Source organism: Pseudomonas sp. KBS0707, from assembly GCF_005937945.2.
In the GTDB taxonomy this organism is placed as follows: domain Bacteria; phylum Pseudomonadota; class Gammaproteobacteria; order Pseudomonadales; family Pseudomonadaceae; genus Aquipseudomonas; species Aquipseudomonas amygdali.
Genome location: NZ_CP041754.1, coordinates 4,860,982 through 4,878,733 on the forward strand (window position 1 = coordinate 4,860,982; position 17,752 = coordinate 4,878,733).

A 17,752-nucleotide genomic window follows, 5' to 3' on the forward strand; every position below is an offset into this window, starting at 1 on the left:
CTCCCAATTCAGTCGGCGCCGCCTGTATACCCTTCGTGGAAAAACTATGGGTAGCGCAGCACATCGGTGATACGAAGACTCATGCCATCCAGACGCTTGGCGTAAGCATCCCGCAATTTACGAGTCGCGAATCGTGTACGCCTTTCCTCCTGAAGCAGCTCATACAGACGCCTGTCAAAGATGGAACGAGGCTGATTTCATTGAGGTACCAACGGAGTGGATTTCCAAAAATACGGATTATAGTCCGTGGCTCGTGTGTCCGCAAACGCATGATAGTCCCGCCTCAAGTGGAATTGAGACGGTCATGGACAAGTTGGCGAAAGCGTTAGGGAGACGCATCCGAACGCAGAGGAAAGCCTGCCAGATTTCTCAGGATGCACTGGCGCTGGCATGCAATATCGACCGCAGCTATATGGGCCGGATCGAGCGTGGCGAAGTAAATATTACCGTCGAGAAACTTTATCGCATCGCAGGTGTGCTTGCATGCGACCCATCCGGCCTATTGCCTCAGGTTTCAGAGCTGCAACCCGCCTGATCGACCATGGCGCTTAAGCTGGCTTCAGATTACTAGTGCTGCTAGCTCCGGCCGAATCGCCCAGTACTCCCAGCTTGAGCTTCATCGCATGTTTTGTCTTGTGATACTGCCGAGCCTGGCGCGACTTATTCTGGCGCTTAGCTAGCTTCAGCTCTCTCACGCGCCCCATAGCTGAAGGTTCTGCGTGAGCACTCGATAACTGGTACGAACTGACCATCGCTCACGCTTTTTCTAAAAAGCGCAACGTCTTCTCAGTGATGGGGTATTACGCCTTGCTCGTGGTATCTCCAGTTCGTAGCGACGGTGTCGCTCATGAGCGGGTACACAAAAATTCGGACACCTCACACCTTGACAAGATGCGATCACAGGAACACTTCCAAAAAGTTAAGTTTTGGAGCCTAGATTTGACCCAAAATCAGTAAAAACTAACCAAAATCTCCTCCCTTCCCCAGGATTGAGAAGAAAAAAATGATGTACACGCTGGAAGAACCAGCAGCCGTCAGGGATCGACTGCAGATCGTAAAACGTGACTAAAACTTAATAAGGCAGATATCCGTATTGAGCCATGAAATGAAAACCTAGCGTCTGTGATGAGGACCGATTTAGAACGCGAGCTTAAAGCTCCGGCCGGAAAAAAGCTTTTATTTGTCCGCAAGACTTGCCGCGAGACCGTTCCGAGCCTTGAATGAACCCAGGCAGAAACAGATCGGGGCCGTGCTGACACATATAAAGCCTGGTCGATATTGCAAAAAGTGGAGTCACTCATGCAGGAGTCGGTGGATACCACGCGTTGCGCAAAGCTACCCGAATGCAGCGTGCAGGGCAAACGATCCGGCCCAATGGGGCTGGCACTCTGCCACAAGTAAAGGCATGCTAGCCGCCCTCTTTGGGCGGCCTGCTCATTTTACATAAAGCATCGCTGCTTCAGTCCAGCAGTCAGGAACAACGATTTGCCCACTTCAACGCCTCTGCCGTCATCCAGTGTCGCTATAGACAGTGCGACCAGGCCTTTGCGCGGCTCAGTGAAAGGTATATTGCGCTGGTGTTGGTGGTGCTTGCACTGCTGTTCTGGCAATTGATCGAGCAGTTTCATCAGACTCAGGAACGCCAGCGTCAGCGCAGCCTGGAGTACAGCATCCAGCTTTCCGACCGGATGAGTCTGAACATGGCACTCAAGGCGCAAATCGCCATGAACCTGCTGGACGAGGCGCAATCCTCCGGAGGCCGGCTGGAGCAGCCGACGGCACTGGCAAGCCTCCGTACTGCCCTGCCCGCGCTGCGCAGCGCCGCGCGGCTGAACCCGACGGGTGACATTGTCGGTGACAGCGCCGAGGCATCCCGCGACGGAGAGTTTCTCCGACAGGCCATGAAAAAGGCCCAAGGCCACCCCTATTTCTACACCGGCACCGAAGACGTTAAACAGATTTATATACTGATTCGCCAAGGCGGTGGCGTTAGCGGCGATTACTGGGCGCTACGCATGGCACCCGACGCCTTGAAGGACCTGGCAAGCCAGCCAGCTCAGGACTTTCAACATATCTGGCGCCTGGAGCAACGCAAGACCCAGCGGGTTCTCCTCCGTGAAACCGGCGCCCTCCAACGAGGCGGACAGCGGTCTTTCCGATACCGTTCTGCTTCAGCCACTGAGTAACAGCGACTGGCAACTGCGAGGCCTGTTCGATACCTACAAGGCCCGCAGCGAGCTGCTTGCGCCTCTGATCGGCAAGTGTCTGATCGGCCTGCTGCTGTCGATCCTGCCACTGATCGCGCTGATGAGCCTGCGCAAACGCCAGCGCCAGATGCTGCAAAGCCGCCGCCGCTATCGCGATATCTTCGAGGGTGCGGGCGTTGCGATCTGCGTCATGGACATGTCGGGTCTGCAAGAGCAACTGGAAGCACTCGAAGTCAGAACGGACGAAGACTTCGAACTTCTGCTCAAAAGCCAGCCAGCCTCGCTGAAAAGACTGTTGCAGCAGTTGCGAATCAACGAACTCAACGAAGTTGCCCTGGGCCTGCTGGAAATCGAACACAGTGAACAGGCGTGGCAGCCGTTGATCGAGGGCGAATCGCGCTCGCGCCCCGGCATCGGCGTTCAGGTTATTCAGGCTGTTCTCGCCGGGCTGCCCAGGCTGGAACTGGAAATATGCCTGACACGCGCGAGCGGCCAGGACCAGCATCTATGGCTGGTCATGCGCCTGCCCGAGTCACGTAGCGACTTCGATGCCGTTATTCTCAGCATCGGCGATATCACCAGCCGCAAACAGATCGAGCTGTCCTTGCTGGACCGCGAGAGCTTTTGGTCCGACGTGGTGCGAACCGTGCCGGACCACCTGTACGTTCAGGACGTACTCAGCCAGCGAGTGATCTACAGCAACCACCATTTCGGCTACACGCTGGGCTACAGCAAATCCGAGCTGCGCGCCATGGGCGAGTTCTTCTGGGAAATCCTGCTGCACCCTGACGACGCCAGAAGCTATCAGGACATGCGCCTGCGCCAGCGCCATCACGGCCATAACGAGTTATTGCAATGCGTGCTGCGCTTTCGGGATCGCGAGAACAACTGGCGCTGCTTCGATGTGCGCGAACAGGCGCTGGCCTGGGACGCAGAAAACCTGATCACCCGCATCATCGGCATCGCCAAGGACATTACCGAGCAGGTCGCGTCCAGCCAGTCGCTGCGTGACAGCGAACAGCGTTACCGGATGCTCGCTGAAAGCATCAGCGATGTGATCTTTTCCACGGATGGCCAGTTGGCAGTCAATTACGTCAGCCCCTCGGTGGAACGCGCACTGGGATACAGCGCCGAGTGGATTCTCCAGAACGGCTGGTCCGCCGTCATTGCCAACCCTCAACAAGTGATCGGTTTCGATGCGCTCATCAGCCGCATCGGCAAGGTGCTGCACAAACCTCAGGAACTCGCCAGATTGCGCGAAGAGGTGACGACCAGAATGTTTCTGTTCGACTGCCTGCGTGCAGACGGTCGCAAGATCCCGGTGGAATTGCGGGTGGTTCTGGTGTGGGACGAAAACGGCAATTTCGAGGGCATCTTCGGGGTCGGTCGGGACATCAGCCAGCAGCGTCGGGCAGAAAAAGACCTGCGCATGGCCGCCACCGTATTTGAACACTCGACATCGGCGATCCTCATTACCGACCCTGCCGGCTATATCGTTCAGGCCAACGAGGCGTTCACCCGCGTCAGCGGCTATGAAGTTGCCCAGGTGCTCGACCAGCTACCGGGCATGCTCACGGTGGAATCGGAACAGGAAAACCACCTGCGCTACATCCTCAAACAATTGAACGGCCAAGGCACCTGGGAAGGTGAAATCAGGCTCAAGCGCCGTAACGGCGAGCACTACCCGGCCTGGGTCGGCATTACCGCAGTGCTCGATGATGAAGGCGATCTGGCGAGTTATGTGTGCTTTTTCAGCGATATCAGCGAGCGCAAGGCCAGTGAGGACCGTATCCACCGTCTGGCCTACTACGACGCCCTGACTCACCTGCCCAATCGCACCCTGTTTCAGGACCGCCTGCATTCGGCGCTGCAACACGCCGAGCGCCAACAGGCCTGGGTGGTGCTGATGTTTCTCGACCTGGACCGCTTCAAACCGATCAATGACTCTCTGGGCCATGCCGCTGGCGACCGGATGCTTCAGGAAATGGCCACGCGGCTACTCGCCTGCGTGTCTTCCGATGACACCGTGGCGCGTATGGGCGGGGATGAGTTCACCCTGTTGCTGCAGCCGGACACCTCGCGCGAAGCCGCACTGAATCGCGCCATTCACGTGGCCGAGCGGATTCTGACCAGTCTGGTAACGCCGTTTGTGCTTGAAGGCCGCGAGTTCTTTGTCACTGCCAGCATCGGCATCGCACTCAGTCCGCAGGACGGCAAGGAACTGAGCCAGTTGATGAAGAACGCCGACACGGCGATGTACCACGCCAAAGAACGTGGCAAGAACAACTTCCAGTTCTATCAGGCGGACATGAACGCGACCGCTCTGGAGCGTCTGGAGCTGGAAAGCGACTTGCGGCATGCCCTGGAACAGCAGGAGTTCACCCTTTATTACCAGCCGCAGTTCAGCGGCGACGGCAAGCGCCTGACGGGTGCGGAAGCCTTGTTGCGCTGGCGCCATCCACGCCGCGGGCTGGTGCCGCCCAACGACTTCATCCCGGTGCTCGAAGAGCTCGGGCTGGTGGTGGAAGTCGGCGACTGGGTGCTCACTGAAGCGTGCCGTCAGCTCAAACAGTGGCATCAGGCGCGGGTTCGCGTTCCGAAAGTGTCGGCCAACATCTCGGCGCGACAGTTCTCGGACGGCCAGCTCGGCAAGCGCATCGCCAACATCCTGGAGCAGACCGGCCTGTCACCTGCCTGCCTGGAGCTGGAACTGACCGAAAGCATCCTGATGCGCGAGGTCAACGAAGCCATGCAGATCCTCGACGGCCTCAAAAACCTTGGCCTGAGTATCGCTGTCGATGACTTCGGCACAGGCTACTCGTCGCTGAATTACCTCAAACAGTTCCCGATCGACGTACTGAAGATCGACCGCACCTTCGTCGACGGCCTTCCGTCGGGCGAACAGGACGCCCAGATCGCTCGCGCCATCATCGCCATGGCCCACAGACTGAACCTCTCGGTCATCGCCGAAGGCGTAGAAACCCACGAGCAACTGGAGTTTCTTCGCGAACACGACTGCGACGAAGTCCAGGGCTACCTGTTCGGCCGCCCGATGCCAGCAAGCCAGTTCGAAGCGCAATTCAGCAACGATGCGCTGTTCATGCTGGATTGAGGACGAGCCTTGCGACCCGGCCATCGTCCATTTGAACGATAGCCGAACCCTTGAATATGAGTAGACTTGAGCCACTGCCTCGCACAGCGTCAATGACAGCGAGCGCTCTACCCATAACAAAGAACACAAGGGGGTAGCATGATCAGCGATACAACGTCCCTGGACAGTGTTTCCTGTCAGGTCGTCGAAGCCTTGAACAAGGTGGAAGGGATTATTGGCGGTGATGGTGGTAAGCCAGGCAAGACCACCGCCTGCGTTGCTGGCGGCGGTCTACCGGCTACAGGCTTATGGCTCGCCAGCCGCTTGCGGTGCAGGCGCCGGGTGCGACCAGGTCAGGTACCGGAAGCGGTCGTAGAGCCCCGCCACTACCTGCCCGCCTGCAATCCTGCCCGGAATTGCCGTTTGCAGGGTGCCGACCGCGCTCCCCAAACGCGACGTGCTGACGTAATCTCCGGCCCAGGACGCTGCCGCCCTGCCGGCCTGATGCGCCGCCTTGCCTTTGTCAGTCAGGTAGCTCAACCCCTTGCCGGCTGCTGCGCCAGCCACTTCTCCAACCATACCGGGAAGTGTGAGGTTGGCTGCGGTCAGGACCGCAGCACCGGAGGCGTAGCCTTTGATCCCCTTGTCGAGAAAATTCCAGACTTTGTTGACGCCCAGAAACCCCGTCATCACCAGATTCAGACCGACGATTTCCTTGAAGACCTGAACCGCCTTTTGCATATCGACTTCAGGGTTCATGGCCAGTTTGAGCATCTCCGATACGCACCAGACGCCATCCGCCGCGTAATCGGCTTTGCCGACCATGCTTTTCATCAACATCACCAGCGCCGCACCGATACTCGCCGTCAAGGCCACCAGGCCCAGCTTGGTGTAGAAGTCAGGGTCCGCCTTGCGCTCCCCCTCGGCCAGTTGCAGCCCTGCGCGCAGGGCATCGGCGACTTCGAACCTGGCCTGGAACTCGCTGCTTTTGGTGCCCAGGTATGTCAGGCTCGAGTTCATGATGTCGGTGATGCTTTTGTCTTGCTTGTACAATTCGGTCGCCACTTTCATCTGCTGGGCAAAATGCTCGCTGACGTCGAAATGCTTGACCACGGCCAGATGGTCTTCCTGCGGGATGCGGGCGTTCCCGGTGTCTTGCCTGGAAAGCTTGCTCTTGGCGAGCTTGAAGGCAGCGACGATCGATTCACGGTTGAATACGCCCAGCGTGGCAGCGCCCGATGCCACGGCCGTTGCGATACCGAAGCCGACCTGCTCCAGCAGGTGTTCGTTCCTGGCAAAGGTGGGCTGCGCCACGATGGCGTTGGCCAGCACGGTGACGAAGTAGCGGTTCAGGCCATGATCGACATTGGTCCGCGCGTTGGTCAGCTCGTTCATCATCAGGCCAGCCATGAACACCGCGTTCTTGGTGAAGTGGGCAACCAGCGATGAGCTGTAGGAGTTGTCCTTGCTGACGAACGCCACGGCCAGTGGCAAGGGTGCCAGCGCGAGCAGCATCGCCGGGCTTGCAAGGACGCGACTCTTGAGCGAGGCGCCGTTCTTGAGCGTGCCCAGTTCGGCATTCATGCTTTTGTTGAGGCTGAGCAACTCGTCTTTTACATCAGAGGGCAGCCCCGAGCGGCTCAACACTGCTGGCAACTGTTCGTTGTGAGCGCGCCAGGCGTCGAGTTGCCCCTGAGCATTGGCCTGAACGATTGCGCCCAACATGTCACGCTCGGCTTCGCTCAGCGCAGACGATGGCTTTTCCAGCAGCGTCTGCACAACGTCGGACGTCGTGGTAGCGGCACTTGGCAAATCACCAAGACGGGCCAGTTGCTCCTCGCTCAACACCAGCGAACCGTTGGCCAGCGCCAACCGCAGTTTTTCATCGAAACCCATGCCGTACCTGGCCTCGATGTCTTCTTCAGGGGCGAAGGGCAGCGGGGTATTGCTGACGATATCGCGTTGTTCTTGCGTGAGATGCAGCACATGCTTGTTCAGGAAGGCATGCATCTGATCGGGCGACAGGTGTGGCGCCGGGGTGCGCATCAAAGCCAGCAACGCCTTGTCATCCATCGGCGCGAGCGCCCCGTAGGCATCAAACTTGCGCACCAGATTGCCGCCGACCTTGAGCAATGCCTGGCGTGTGGTCAGCCTGGGCTCGGCAGGCTCGTGGCCAGGTGCAGGTGCTTCACCTGGCTCGATGGAGATTTCCTCCAGCCTCGGCAAAAGATCGTGTTCGAGCAATAGCTGCAGCAGCGCCCCCGCTACTTCCGCCAGCTCGCGCAATTCATTGCGGGCTGGCGCGTCCTGGCAATTTTCGGTCAATGCCTGCAATGCGCCCGGCAACATCTCCAGATCATTGAGCGTGTCGGCATGTGAGCGCAGCAGACTGACGACCGCGTCGGGTTGACGCTGGAGGCTGTCATTCAAATCCGCCGTACGCTGCTTGGCCGTGCGAACGAAATGACTGAAGAGCGTGTAAGACGAAATAACGGGGGGCTCTGCGCCCAGCGTCTCGGGATCCAGATGAGTCAACGTCAGCAGATCCGCCATCGCCCGGGCCAGGGAGGACGGTCGGGCAGTCAAACGAGCGACGGATTGGTGCAGCCGCGCCGTCCTGAGCCCTTCACAGGCCTGCGACAGCGAGTCGTGAGATGCGTGAGCAGCCGGCATATCGGCCAGCCGGTGAGTACAACGGTCAAGCAGTTCTCTCAGCGCCGGCAGCTGATCCTCGCTTGCCAGTTGATGCCAGCCCTGCTCGGTCGTGCCGACCTCGGCGAGGCTCTGACAGAGTTGAGCAACGGTGTGCCAGGACGGATGCTGTTTATCCAGCTCACGCTGAAGAGCAGACAACAGACGCACAGAGTCCTGCTCTGGCGCAGCCGAGGTGCGACCAAATGCCACGGCCAGCTCGCCGGAGGAAAAAAACGCTACGGTACGAGCCTGCTGCGGAGTTTGCTCACTAACGCCGGTTGCATCGCCGGACGCAGGAGCAACCTCCGGCAATGAGGAATGAGAGGAGCGCGTGATCTGAGAGGGCATCATGGCGTTTTTACCTACTGTCGGTGGATATGGGCAACAGACCAACTGAGTGTCGTCCGGCCCGGAACGGTTCCGGCAGTTGAAGGTAAATAGATGCGTGATCGCTGAAAATTCGAGTGGATGTGCCCGGTTCACGCCGCCGATGACTAAACCAATCTCGACCCTCTCATGTGGGTGAGCACCCCACAGAACGAGCCTTGCGCCTGCGGCACGTCCATGATTTCAGGCCTTGTCGAAACCCGCGTGAACGGCGTCACTGGTCAAGATGACTGCCTTTCATATGCCAGATAAAACCCGATGGGGTAGAATACCCGCCTTTTCCGCCATGCCCCCTTGAGGACTGCCATGTTCAGCCGTGATTTGACTATCGCCAAGTACGACGCCGATCTGTTTGCCGCCATGGAGCAAGAAGCTCTGCGTCAGGAAGAACACATCGAGCTGATTGCCTCGGAAAACTACACCAGTCCGGCCGTCATGGAAGCTCAGGGCTCGGCCCTGACCAACAAGTACGCCGAAGGCTATCCAGGCAAGCGCTACTACGGTGGTTGCGAGTACGTCGACGTTATCGAACAACTGGCCATCGACCGCGCCAAGGAGCTGTTCGGCGCTGATTACGCCAACGTCCAGCCACATGCGGGTTCGCAAGCCAACTCGGCGGTCTACCTGGCCCTGCTGCAAGGCGGCGACACCATTCTGGGCATGAGCCTGGCTCACGGTGGTCACCTGACCCACGGCGCCAGTGTTTCGTCCTCGGGCAAGCTGTACAACGCCGTTCAGTACGGTATCGATGCCAACGGCATGATCGACTACGACGAAGTCGAGCGCCTGGCTGTCGAGCACAAGCCAAAAATGATCGTCGCCGGTTTCTCTGCCTACTCGCAGATCCTCGACTTCCCGCGCTTCCGTGCAATCGCTGACAAGGTCGGTGCCTACCTGTTCGTCGACATGGCTCACGTAGCCGGTCTGGTCGCCGCAGGCGTCTACCCGAACCCGGTGCCATTCGCCGACGTCGTGACCACCACCACACACAAGACCCTGCGCGGTCCACGTGGCGGCCTGATCCTGGCGCGCGCCAACGCCGAAATCGAGAAGAAGCTGAACTCCGCGGTATTCCCTGGCTCCCAGGGCGGTCCGCTGGAGCACGTCATCGCAGCCAAGGCCGTGTGCTTCAAGGAAGCGCTGCAGCCTGAGTTCAAGACCTACCAGCAACAAGTGGTCAAGAACGCCAAGGCAATGGCCGGTGTGTTCATCGAGCGCGGCTTCGACGTGGTTTCCGGGGGTACTGAAAACCACCTGTTCCTGCTGTCGCTGATCAAGCAGGACATCTCCGGTAAAGACGCCGACGCCGCCCTGGGTCGCGCCTTCATCACCGTCAACAAGAACTCCGTACCGAACGACCCACGCTCCCCGTTCGTCACCTCCGGCCTGCGCTTCGGCACCCCGGCAGTGACCACTCGCGGCTTCAAGGAAGCTGAGTGCAAGGAACTGGCCGGCTGGATCTGCGACATCCTGGCTGACCTGAATAACGAAGCGGTGATCGACGCCGTTCGTGAGAAGGTCAAGGCCATCTGCGCGAAGCTGCCAGTTTACGGCGCTTGATAAGCCTCGTTTAAACGCAGTACCAAAAGCCCCGGTTCGTGAGAGCCGGGGCTTTTTGTTGGGCGGATCGCTGTATGGGCAGGAGCTCAGCCGCTGCCCGACCTCTCAGCCGCATACCCTCTCGAACCCCGCCCGGATCTTCTCCTCCGGCAATTCATCGGCAATGAACACGATCACGCTCTCGCGTTTTTCGCCTTCGGCCCACTCGGTGTCCCAGTCAAAGCCGTACAGCTTGAGCACGCCCTGAAACACCATCTTGCGCGGTTCGTCTTTGATGTTGAGCACGCCCTTGTAACGCAGCAGTTGCTTGCCATGGTCTTCCAGCAGTTCGTTCATGAACTCGCTGAGGCGGTCCAGGTTTAGCGGTTTTTCGCTGCGCAGGACGAGGCTGGTGATGCGGTCGCCTGAATTGCCGACAGGGGCCAGTGGGCGCAGGATCATACCGCCGCCGAGGTCGGCGTTGAGGTTGAAGCCGCGCACATCGAGCAGTTCGGCAAGGTCGATGTTGCCATGTTCGACGATGCGGATCGGGGCGCGGCGGTTGATGCGGGTCAGCCGTGCGCTGAGGGCATCGAAGGTTGCGTCGTCGACCAGATCACGCTTGCTCACCAGCAATCGGTCGGCAAAGCCGATTTGCGCCTGGGCGATGGTTTGCGCCAGGTGGGTATCGGCGTGTGCAGCATCGACCAGGGTGATGATGCCGTCGAGGATATAGCGCTCGCGCAGCTCTTCATCGATGAAGAAGGTCTGGGCGACGGGTGCAGGGTCGGCCAGCCCGGTGCACTCGATCACCAGTCGGTCGAAAGCGATTTCGCCACTGTCCAGGCGCTCCAGCAACAGGTAGAGCGCCTTGGTCAGGTCGGTGTGGATGGTGCAGCACACGCAGCCATTGGACAGGGTCATGATCTGTACGGGATCAGTGCCGAGCAACTGGCTGTCGATACCTGCATCGCTGAATTCGTTTTCAATCACGGCGATTTTCAGGCCGTGCTCGGCCTTGAGCAGGTGGCGCAGCAAAGTGGTTTTGCCTGCCCCCAGAAAACCGGTCAGCACGGTCACGGGGATGGGTTGCAACTCAGTCATAAGGCTCCTGGCGTGATGCATTCAGCTGAAATGAAAACGCGCCACAGGTGATGGCCTGCGGCGCGTCGGATCAAACAATAACGCAGTTCAGAGGATCAGCAGCACTTCGGACCACCCTTGCCGCCGTAACGTGCCTCTTGCCGCTCCCGGAAGAACTGCTCGTAGGTCATCATCGGCTTGTCCGGGTGGGTGTTCTGCATGTGCTCTACGTACGTGTCGTAGTCAGGCATGCCCACCATCAGACGCGCGGCCTGACCGAGGTATTTCCCGAGGCGACTCAGGTCATTGAACATGGGCAAATCCTCTGTGGGTAACCATCATCACACCTGCGACGCTGGCGGCATGGCCTGGTAAGGAGCTTCCTTGTCGGTACGCGCCTTGGTGGTCCACGCCGCACGGCCTACTTTAAGGGCGTAGAACAGAATGCTGAACACCACGAACAGGAACAGCACGGTCAGCCCGGCATTGGTGTAAGCGTTGAAGATCACATGCTGCATCTGGTCCATGGTCTTGGCCGGGGCCAGGATCTGGCCGGCATCCGCCGCCGCGCTGTATTTCTTGGCCAGGGCCAGAAAGCCCACCGCAGGATTGGCGTCGAACAGCTTGATCAGACCAGCCGTCACGGTGCAGATCAGCAGCCAGGTGGCAGGCAGCATGGTCACCCACACATAGCGCTGACGCTTCATCTTGATCAGCACGACGCTGGCCAGCATCAGGGCAATACCGGCGAGCATCTGGTTGGAGATGCCGAACAGCGGCCACAGGGTATTGATGCCGCCCAGCGGGTCGATTACACCTTGGTACAGAAGATAGCCCCACAGCGCCACGCAACCACCGGTGCCGATAGCGTTGGCCGTCCACGACTCGGTGCGTTTCAAAGCCGGAACGAAACTGCCCAGCAGATCCTGCAGCATGAAGCGTCCGGCTCGTGTACCGGCGTCGACTGCGGTCAGAATGAACAACGCCTCGAACAGAATCGCGAAGTGGTACCAGAACGCCATGGTGTTTTCACCCGGCAGCACCTGATGGAGGATCTGCGCGATACCAACCGCCAGCGTCGGCGCACCACCGGCACGCGCCAGCACAGTGTTTTCACCGATGTCTTTCGCGACAGCAGTCAATTGCTCCGGCGTGATGGCAAAGCCCCAGCTGGAGACAGTCTGCGCGACAGTCACCACGTCACTGCCAACCACCGCAGCCGGGCTGTTCATAGCGAAGTACACGCCTGGCTCGATCACCGAGGCGGCAACCATTGCCATGATGGCCACGAACGACTCCATCAGCATGCCGCCGTAACCGATGTAACGAGCGTTCTTTTCGTTATCCAGCAGCTTGGGCGTGGTGCCCGAAGAGATCAGCGCGTGGAAACCCGATACCGCACCGCAAGCGATAGTGATGAACAGGAACGGGAACAGTGCGCCCTTCCAGACCGGGCCTGTGCCGTTGGTGAACTGGGTCAGGGCCGGCATTTTCAGCTCGGGAGCCAGAATCAGGATGCCGATTGCCAGTGCCAGAATGGTGCCGATTTTCAGGAAGGTCGACAGGTAGTCACGTGGCGCAAGCAGCAGCCAGACCGGCAGCATCGCTGCTACAAAACCATAGCCCACCAACATCCAGGTGATCTGCACGCCGGTGAAGGTGAACATCGGCCCCCAGGTCGGATCGGCCGCTACCATGCCGCCGACCCAGATCGAACCGAGTAGCAGAATGACACCGATAATAGAGATTTCACCGATACGACCCGGGCGGATGTAGCGCATATAGATGCCCATGAACATCGCGATCGGGATCGTCGCCATGACCGTGAACATGCCCCACGGGCTCTCGGCCAAGGCCTTGACCACGATCAGCGCCAGCACCGCCAGGATGATGATCATGATCAGGAAACAGCCGAACAGGGCGATGGTGCCGGGAATACGGCCCATTTCCTCGCGAACCATGTCGCCCAGCGAGCGACCGTTACGGCGCGTGGAGAGGAACAGGATCATGAAATCCTGTACCGCACCGGCCAGCACCACACCGGCGATCAGCCAGAGCGTACCGGGCAGATAACCCATTTGCGCGGCCAGTACCGGGCCGACCAGCGGGCCTGCACCGGCGATGGCAGCAAAGTGATGACCGAAAAGGATGTGTTTGTTGGTCGGCACGTAGTCCAGACCATCGTTGTTGACCACCGCCGGTGTCGCGCGCAGCGGATCGAGCTGCATGACATGGGTGGCGATGAACAGACTGTAGTAACGATAGGCAACCAGATAGATAGCCACCGCAGCGACCACTATCCACAAAGCGTTGATCGCTTCTCCGCGACGCAAGGCCACGACCCCAAGGGCACATGCCCCGACAATTGCGACGATGAGCCAGGGAACATGGCGCATAAGACTATTATTATTTTTCATTTTTTTATTCCAGCAGAGTTGACTAGAAGGCAAGCAGTCCGAGTTTAGCGCCGGATCAGCGAAAGACCACCCCCAACCATGGTCTAGAGCGAAATTTGATCAATTGCGGCAGATACCCGGCATAGAGGGCTGGAATGGCCTCGACAGATGGTTGCCGGATCACAAAACAGTCATGCGGAACTGTTCTGTAATGGCTTTCAGGTCTATCGTGCAGGAACAACAGAATTGATCAGATAACGACCTGCCCGCTGACCTCCGGTGGCGGTCAACAAGAGAGTTCATTCGATGACCGACTCACCTGCAGATCGCCGTCGTTTCAAGCGCATTGCCTTCGACGCCAAAACCGATTTAAAGCAAGGCGATCAGACCTGGAAGGTTCAACTGGTCGATATTTCCCTGAAAGGGTTGCTCATCGAACGGCCTGATCCGTGGAACGGTGATCAGGCGCAGCCCTTTGAAGTCGACATCATTCTAAGCAACGACGCTTATGTAAAAATGGATGTCAAAATCACCCATGACAACAACCGGCAATTGGGATTCGTTTGCCGGCACATAGGGCTGGAGTCAATCAGCCACCTGAAGCGGCTGGTCGTATTGAACCTCGGAGACCCCGAAGAACTGGATCGGGAACTGGCAGCCTTGATCGAACTGCAGGGATAATCCTCGGGGCGAGGTTATTCGAACAACGCATCCAGTGCCTGCTCCAGACGCGTGACGGCAATGATCTGCAAACCGGGTGGCGCTTCCTTCGGCGCATTGCCTTTAGGTACGATGGCCCGCTTGAAGCCATGCTTGGCGGCTTCCTTGAGGCGCTCCTGGCCGCTGGGCACCGGCCTGACCTCACCCGACAACCCCACTTCGCCAAACACCAGCAAGTCATGCGGCAGCGGACGATTGCGCAGGCTGGACATCACCGCAGCCATCAAGGCCAGGTCGGATGCGGTTTCCAGCACTTTCACACCGCCCACTACGTTGAGAAACACGTCCTGGTCGTGAGTCGGAATACCGCCATGTCGATGCAGGACCGCCAGGAGCATGGCCAGACGGTTCTGGTCCAGACCCAGCGTTACACGACGCGGGTTGGACATGTGGCTGTCGTCCACCAGCGCCTGAACCTCCACCAGCATCGGCCGCGTGCCTTCCCAAGTGGCCATGACCACACTGCCTGGCACTTCTTCCTGAGCGCGGGTGAGAAAAATCGCCGACGGGTTGGAGACTTCTTTCAGGCCCTTGTCGGTCATGCCGAACACGCCCAGTTCGTTCACCGCGCCGAAGCGATTCTTCACCGCCCGCAGCAGACGCAGACGGCCATCCGACTCGCCCTCGAAATACAATACGGTGTCGACCATGTGCTCAAGCACACGCGGGCCGGCAAGCGCGCCCTCTTTAGTGACGTGACCAACCAGAAAGATCGCCGTGCCGCTCTGTTTGGCGTAGCGCACCAGCAAGGCCGCGCTTTCACGAACCTGCGACACGCCGCCCGGTGCTGACTGCAACTGTTCGGTGAAAATCGTCTGGATCGAATCGATCACCATGACCTTGGGCTTCTCGACCTTGGCAGTGGCAATGATGGTTTCGATACAGGTTTCAGTCATGACGCGCAGCTTGTCCTGCGGCAGCCCCAGGCGTCGGGCACGCATGGCCACCTGCTGCTGGGATTCCTCGCCGGTGACATACAGCGCGGGCATGCGCTGGGCGATATTGCACAGTGTCTGCAACAGAATTGTCGACTTGCCGATGCCGGGGTCGCCGCCAATCAGCACCACCGAGCCGTCAACCAGCCCGCCGCCCAGCACTCGGTCGAGCTCGGTGGAGTTGGTGGAGAAGCGCGGAATCTCCTCGACACTGACTTCTGCCAGGGTTCTGATTTGCGCCTGTGAACCGGTCCAGCCGGTACGCCCGGTGGGCGGCGCAGCAGCGCCACTCTCAATCATCGTTTCGACCAGTGTGTTCCAGGCACCGCATTCGCTGCACTGGCCCGCCCACTTGGGAAATGTCGCGCCGCACTCGGTGCAGCCGTACAAGCGTTTGGCCTTGGCCATGACAACCCCAGTCGTAAAAAACGCCCATGATAACGCAGGTTGAGCCGGCAGCTACCTGCGCAGCGAACCATGACTTTCAAAACCGGATAAAACTTACACAGGCCGCTTCGGTCGATTGAACGTAGAACGGACGACAACTGTAAGGCTGGACTACACTCTCCCGGATCACTTTTATCTGTAACAAGGAATTACCCATGAGCGTACTTAGCGAGTTCAAGGCCTTCGCGGTCAAAGGTAACGTGGTCGATATGGCCGTCGGTATCATCATTGGCGCGGCATTCGGCAAGATCGTTTCGTCGTTCGTCGGCGATGTGATCATGCCACCGTTAGGCTTGCTGATCGGCGGCGTGGACTTCAGTGACCTGGCCATCACCCTGCGTCCTGCGCAAGGTACGGCACCGGCAGTGCTGCTGGCTTATGGCAAGTTCATCCAGACGGTTATCGACTTCATTATCGTCGCGTTCGCGATCTTCATGGGCGTCAAGGCGATCAACCGCCTCAAGCGCGAAGAAGCCAAAGCACCGACCCTGCCACCAACGCCATCCAAGCAGGAAGTGCTGCTGAGCGAAATTCGTGACCTGCTCAAGGAACAGAACAAACCGGCCGCGCCAGTCACTGTAGACCCTACGCGTCCGCTTTGATTTGACTCCCGGAGCGCTTAAGGAGATGGCTATCGTCCCCACGCAGTGCTTTTCAATCGCGGTGGCACAGACGACGCAGAGTGCGACCTTAGTGACGGCTGAGTCCTGGCGCTGATCCGGGGGTAGCCTGGCAGGACGCCAGGCTAGCCGCACCGGGCCATGGATGGCCCGTTGCGGCTAGCCCCGGATCAGTGACAGGGCGAAGGAACCCGACGAAGTCGGGCCGGAAACAGGAGCGAGGGGCTTTGGTTACTTTGGCCCCATCAAAGTAACTCGCCGAGGGGCGAAAAGGTGACCTGAGTCGGGCGCCAACTCACCTGATGTCGAAGAACCGCTGTGTGACGCAGAGCGTCACGAACTGCATGCCAACGCGGAGCATTGGCACGATAGTCATGCAGAGCGTTCTGCCTTCCCCACTTACCAATACGTCTCCACCGCAACCTGCCCCGGCTTGCGTGACAGGCTCAGGCGCATGTCACGCTGTTTGAGCAGTGCACGTGTGTCGTCGATCATCTGCGGGTTGCCGCACAGCATTACCCGGGAATGCTCAGGTGTCAGTGCGATGCCTGCAGCGCGCTCAAGCTCGCCGTTTTCAATCAACTGTGTAATGCGGCCACTTAGTGCGCCCGGATGCTGTTCGCGGGTCACAGTCGGTAGAAACAGGAACTTGTCTGCGTATTCAGCCAGATATTCACGCTGCATCAGTTCGCCAATCAACTGCTGATAGGCCAGTTCGCGGGACTCACGAACGCTGTACACCAGAATCACCCGCTCGAACTTCTCCCAGACCTCGAAATCCTGAAGGATCGATAGAAACGGCGCGACACCTGTACCTGTGGATAACAGCCAGAGGTCGCGGCCATCGACAAAACGGTCCAGGGTCAAATAACCAAACGCCAGTTTTTCCACCATCAATTCGTCGCCTTCGCGCAGACGGCTCAGTTCGCTGGTGAATTCGCCATCCGGCACCACGATGGAAAAAAACTCCAGAAACTCGTCGTGCGGTGAAGACACCATCGAGTAGGCACGCCATACGGTGGTGCCGTCTGCCTTGGTCACACCGAGGCGCGCAAACTGTCCTGCCCGAAAGCGAAAACCAGGGTCGCGCGTGGTGCGCAGGGTGAACAGGTTGGTGGTCAGCGGCGTGACACGCTGCAGTGTCTGTCGGGTGAATTTGTCGTCACTGACGGTCATGGTGTGCTTTGAACTCCTGAATATGAAAAGCAGAACCCAGTGTCCCGCAAAGCGGGCCCGATAAACACCGGCTGTTTGTGGTGAATTACCCGGTCAGCGGCGCTGCGGCTTAGAGTATTTGGTTCTTGAGTCCGCAAATGCCTGACCGAACCTCTACAGGCCAAATTGCCGCGACCTCTCTTGCACAGGGGTTCCAGCCAAAAGGCCGATAACACGCTGCCAAGTGCCATCAGCCCATCCGTCCGGGTAATGCGCGCAGGCGCAGTTTGCGATGTTTTTGTTCCTAGACTGGATAAACGAACAGCAAGGTCTGGACACGTACTGCAAGGAGGCTACATGAACACAATGGAAATAAAATTTTCACAGCCCTCGCCAGCAAAAAACCTGACTCAGAGAGAAATTGAAGTCCTCAAGTGGTCCGCCGAAGGCAAGACAGCTGGGGAGTATCAGTTTTTTT

At 58.8% G+C, this 17,752-nt stretch carries 11 protein-coding genes and 2 pseudogenes; 7 read left to right on the forward strand and 6 right to left on the reverse strand.

All coding sequences use genetic code 11. The annotated features are described in order from the left end of the window. Nucleotides 1-304: 304 nt before the first annotated feature. From FFH21_RS23135 to FFH21_RS23145, 3 genes and pseudogenes are all read left to right on the forward strand, one after another. On the forward strand, nucleotides 305-535 hold the full coding sequence (locus tag FFH21_RS23135; protein ID WP_003381724.1) for a helix-turn-helix domain-containing protein: 231 nt from the start codon (nucleotides 305-307) through the stop codon (nucleotides 533-535). 1,042 nt (nucleotides 536-1,577) lie between these two features. Further along, the gene (locus tag FFH21_RS31185) at nucleotides 1,578-2,186 is read left to right on the forward strand and encodes a hypothetical protein (RefSeq protein ID WP_371216476.1); all 609 of its coding nucleotides are present in this window, start codon (nucleotides 1,578-1,580) and stop codon (nucleotides 2,184-2,186) included. Beyond that, a pseudogene (locus tag FFH21_RS23145) lies at nucleotides 2,164-5,319 on the forward strand (EAL domain-containing protein); the annotation flags it as partial. The gene FFH21_RS31185 and the pseudogene FFH21_RS23145, both read left to right, overlap by 23 nt. 285 nt (nucleotides 5,320-5,604) lie before the next feature. Here the strand turns inward: FFH21_RS23145 and FFH21_RS23155 are convergent. Further along, the gene (locus FFH21_RS23155) at nucleotides 5,605-8,343 is read right to left on the reverse strand and encodes an effector protein hopAE1 (RefSeq protein ID WP_011169512.1); all 2,739 of its coding nucleotides are present in this window, start codon (nucleotides 8,341-8,343) and stop codon (nucleotides 5,605-5,607) included. 342 nt (nucleotides 8,344-8,685) lie between these two features. Here FFH21_RS23155 and glyA point away from each other — a divergent pair, with 342 nt between their 5' ends. Beyond that, entirely contained in the window at nucleotides 8,686-9,939 is a 1,254-nt protein-coding gene (glyA, locus tag FFH21_RS23160) for a serine hydroxymethyltransferase (protein ID WP_003340745.1), read from the forward strand. Between the two features lie 105 nt (nucleotides 9,940-10,044). Here the strand turns inward: glyA and yjiA are convergent, their stop codons facing one another. The 3 genes from yjiA to FFH21_RS23175 all read right to left on the reverse strand — a co-directional run bounded on the left by yjiA (nucleotide 10,045) and on the right by FFH21_RS23175 (nucleotide 13,418). After that, entirely contained in the window at nucleotides 10,045-11,022 is a 978-nt protein-coding gene (gene yjiA, locus FFH21_RS23165; RefSeq protein ID WP_011169513.1) for a GTPase, read from the reverse strand. Nucleotides 11,023-11,117: 95 nt separating this feature from the next. Further along, nucleotides 11,118-11,315 (reverse strand): YbdD/YjiX family protein, encoded by a 198-nt coding sequence (locus tag FFH21_RS23170; protein ID WP_002555232.1) that lies wholly within the window; start codon nucleotides 11,313-11,315, stop codon nucleotides 11,118-11,120. A 27-nt stretch (nucleotides 11,316-11,342) separates the two neighbouring features. Continuing rightward, nucleotides 11,343-13,418 carry a carbon starvation CstA family protein gene (locus FFH21_RS23175; protein WP_002555233.1) on the reverse strand — a complete coding sequence of 692 codons (2,076 nt, stop codon included), beginning with the start codon at nucleotides 13,416-13,418 and terminating at the stop codon, nucleotides 11,343-11,345. Between the two features lie 285 nt (nucleotides 13,419-13,703). Here FFH21_RS23175 and FFH21_RS23180 point away from each other — a divergent pair, with 285 nt between their 5' ends. Beyond that, nucleotides 13,704-14,078 carry a PilZ domain-containing protein gene (locus FFH21_RS23180; protein WP_004655519.1) on the forward strand — a complete coding sequence of 125 codons (375 nt, stop codon included), beginning with the start codon at nucleotides 13,704-13,706 and terminating at the stop codon, nucleotides 14,076-14,078. Nucleotides 14,079-14,092: 14 nt separating this feature from the next. Here the strand turns inward: FFH21_RS23180 and radA are convergent, their stop codons facing one another. After that, nucleotides 14,093-15,460: a DNA repair protein RadA gene (gene radA / locus FFH21_RS23185; RefSeq protein WP_002555235.1), complete on the reverse strand. Its 1,368-nt coding sequence runs from the start codon at nucleotides 15,458-15,460 to the stop codon at nucleotides 14,093-14,095. A 194-nt stretch (nucleotides 15,461-15,654) separates the two neighbouring features. Here radA and mscL point away from each other — a divergent pair, with 194 nt between their 5' ends. Further along, the gene (gene mscL, locus FFH21_RS23190; RefSeq protein ID WP_002555236.1) at nucleotides 15,655-16,101 is read left to right on the forward strand and encodes a large-conductance mechanosensitive channel protein MscL; all 447 of its coding nucleotides are present in this window, start codon (nucleotides 15,655-15,657) and stop codon (nucleotides 16,099-16,101) included. A gap of 417 nt (nucleotides 16,102-16,518) precedes the next feature. Here the strand turns inward: mscL and FFH21_RS23205 are convergent, their stop codons facing one another. Next, a complete protein-coding gene (locus tag FFH21_RS23205) occupies nucleotides 16,519-17,295 on the reverse strand; it encodes a ferredoxin--NADP reductase (protein WP_004655524.1) in 777 nt (258 codons plus the stop codon). Nucleotides 17,296-17,631: 336 nt separating this feature from the next. On the opposite strand from FFH21_RS23205, the pseudogene FFH21_RS30685 reads away from it, so the two are divergent. Continuing rightward, nucleotides 17,632-17,739: pseudogene (locus FFH21_RS30685) on the forward strand (LuxR family transcriptional regulator); the annotation flags it as partial. Between the last annotated feature and the right edge of the window lie 13 nt (nucleotides 17,740-17,752).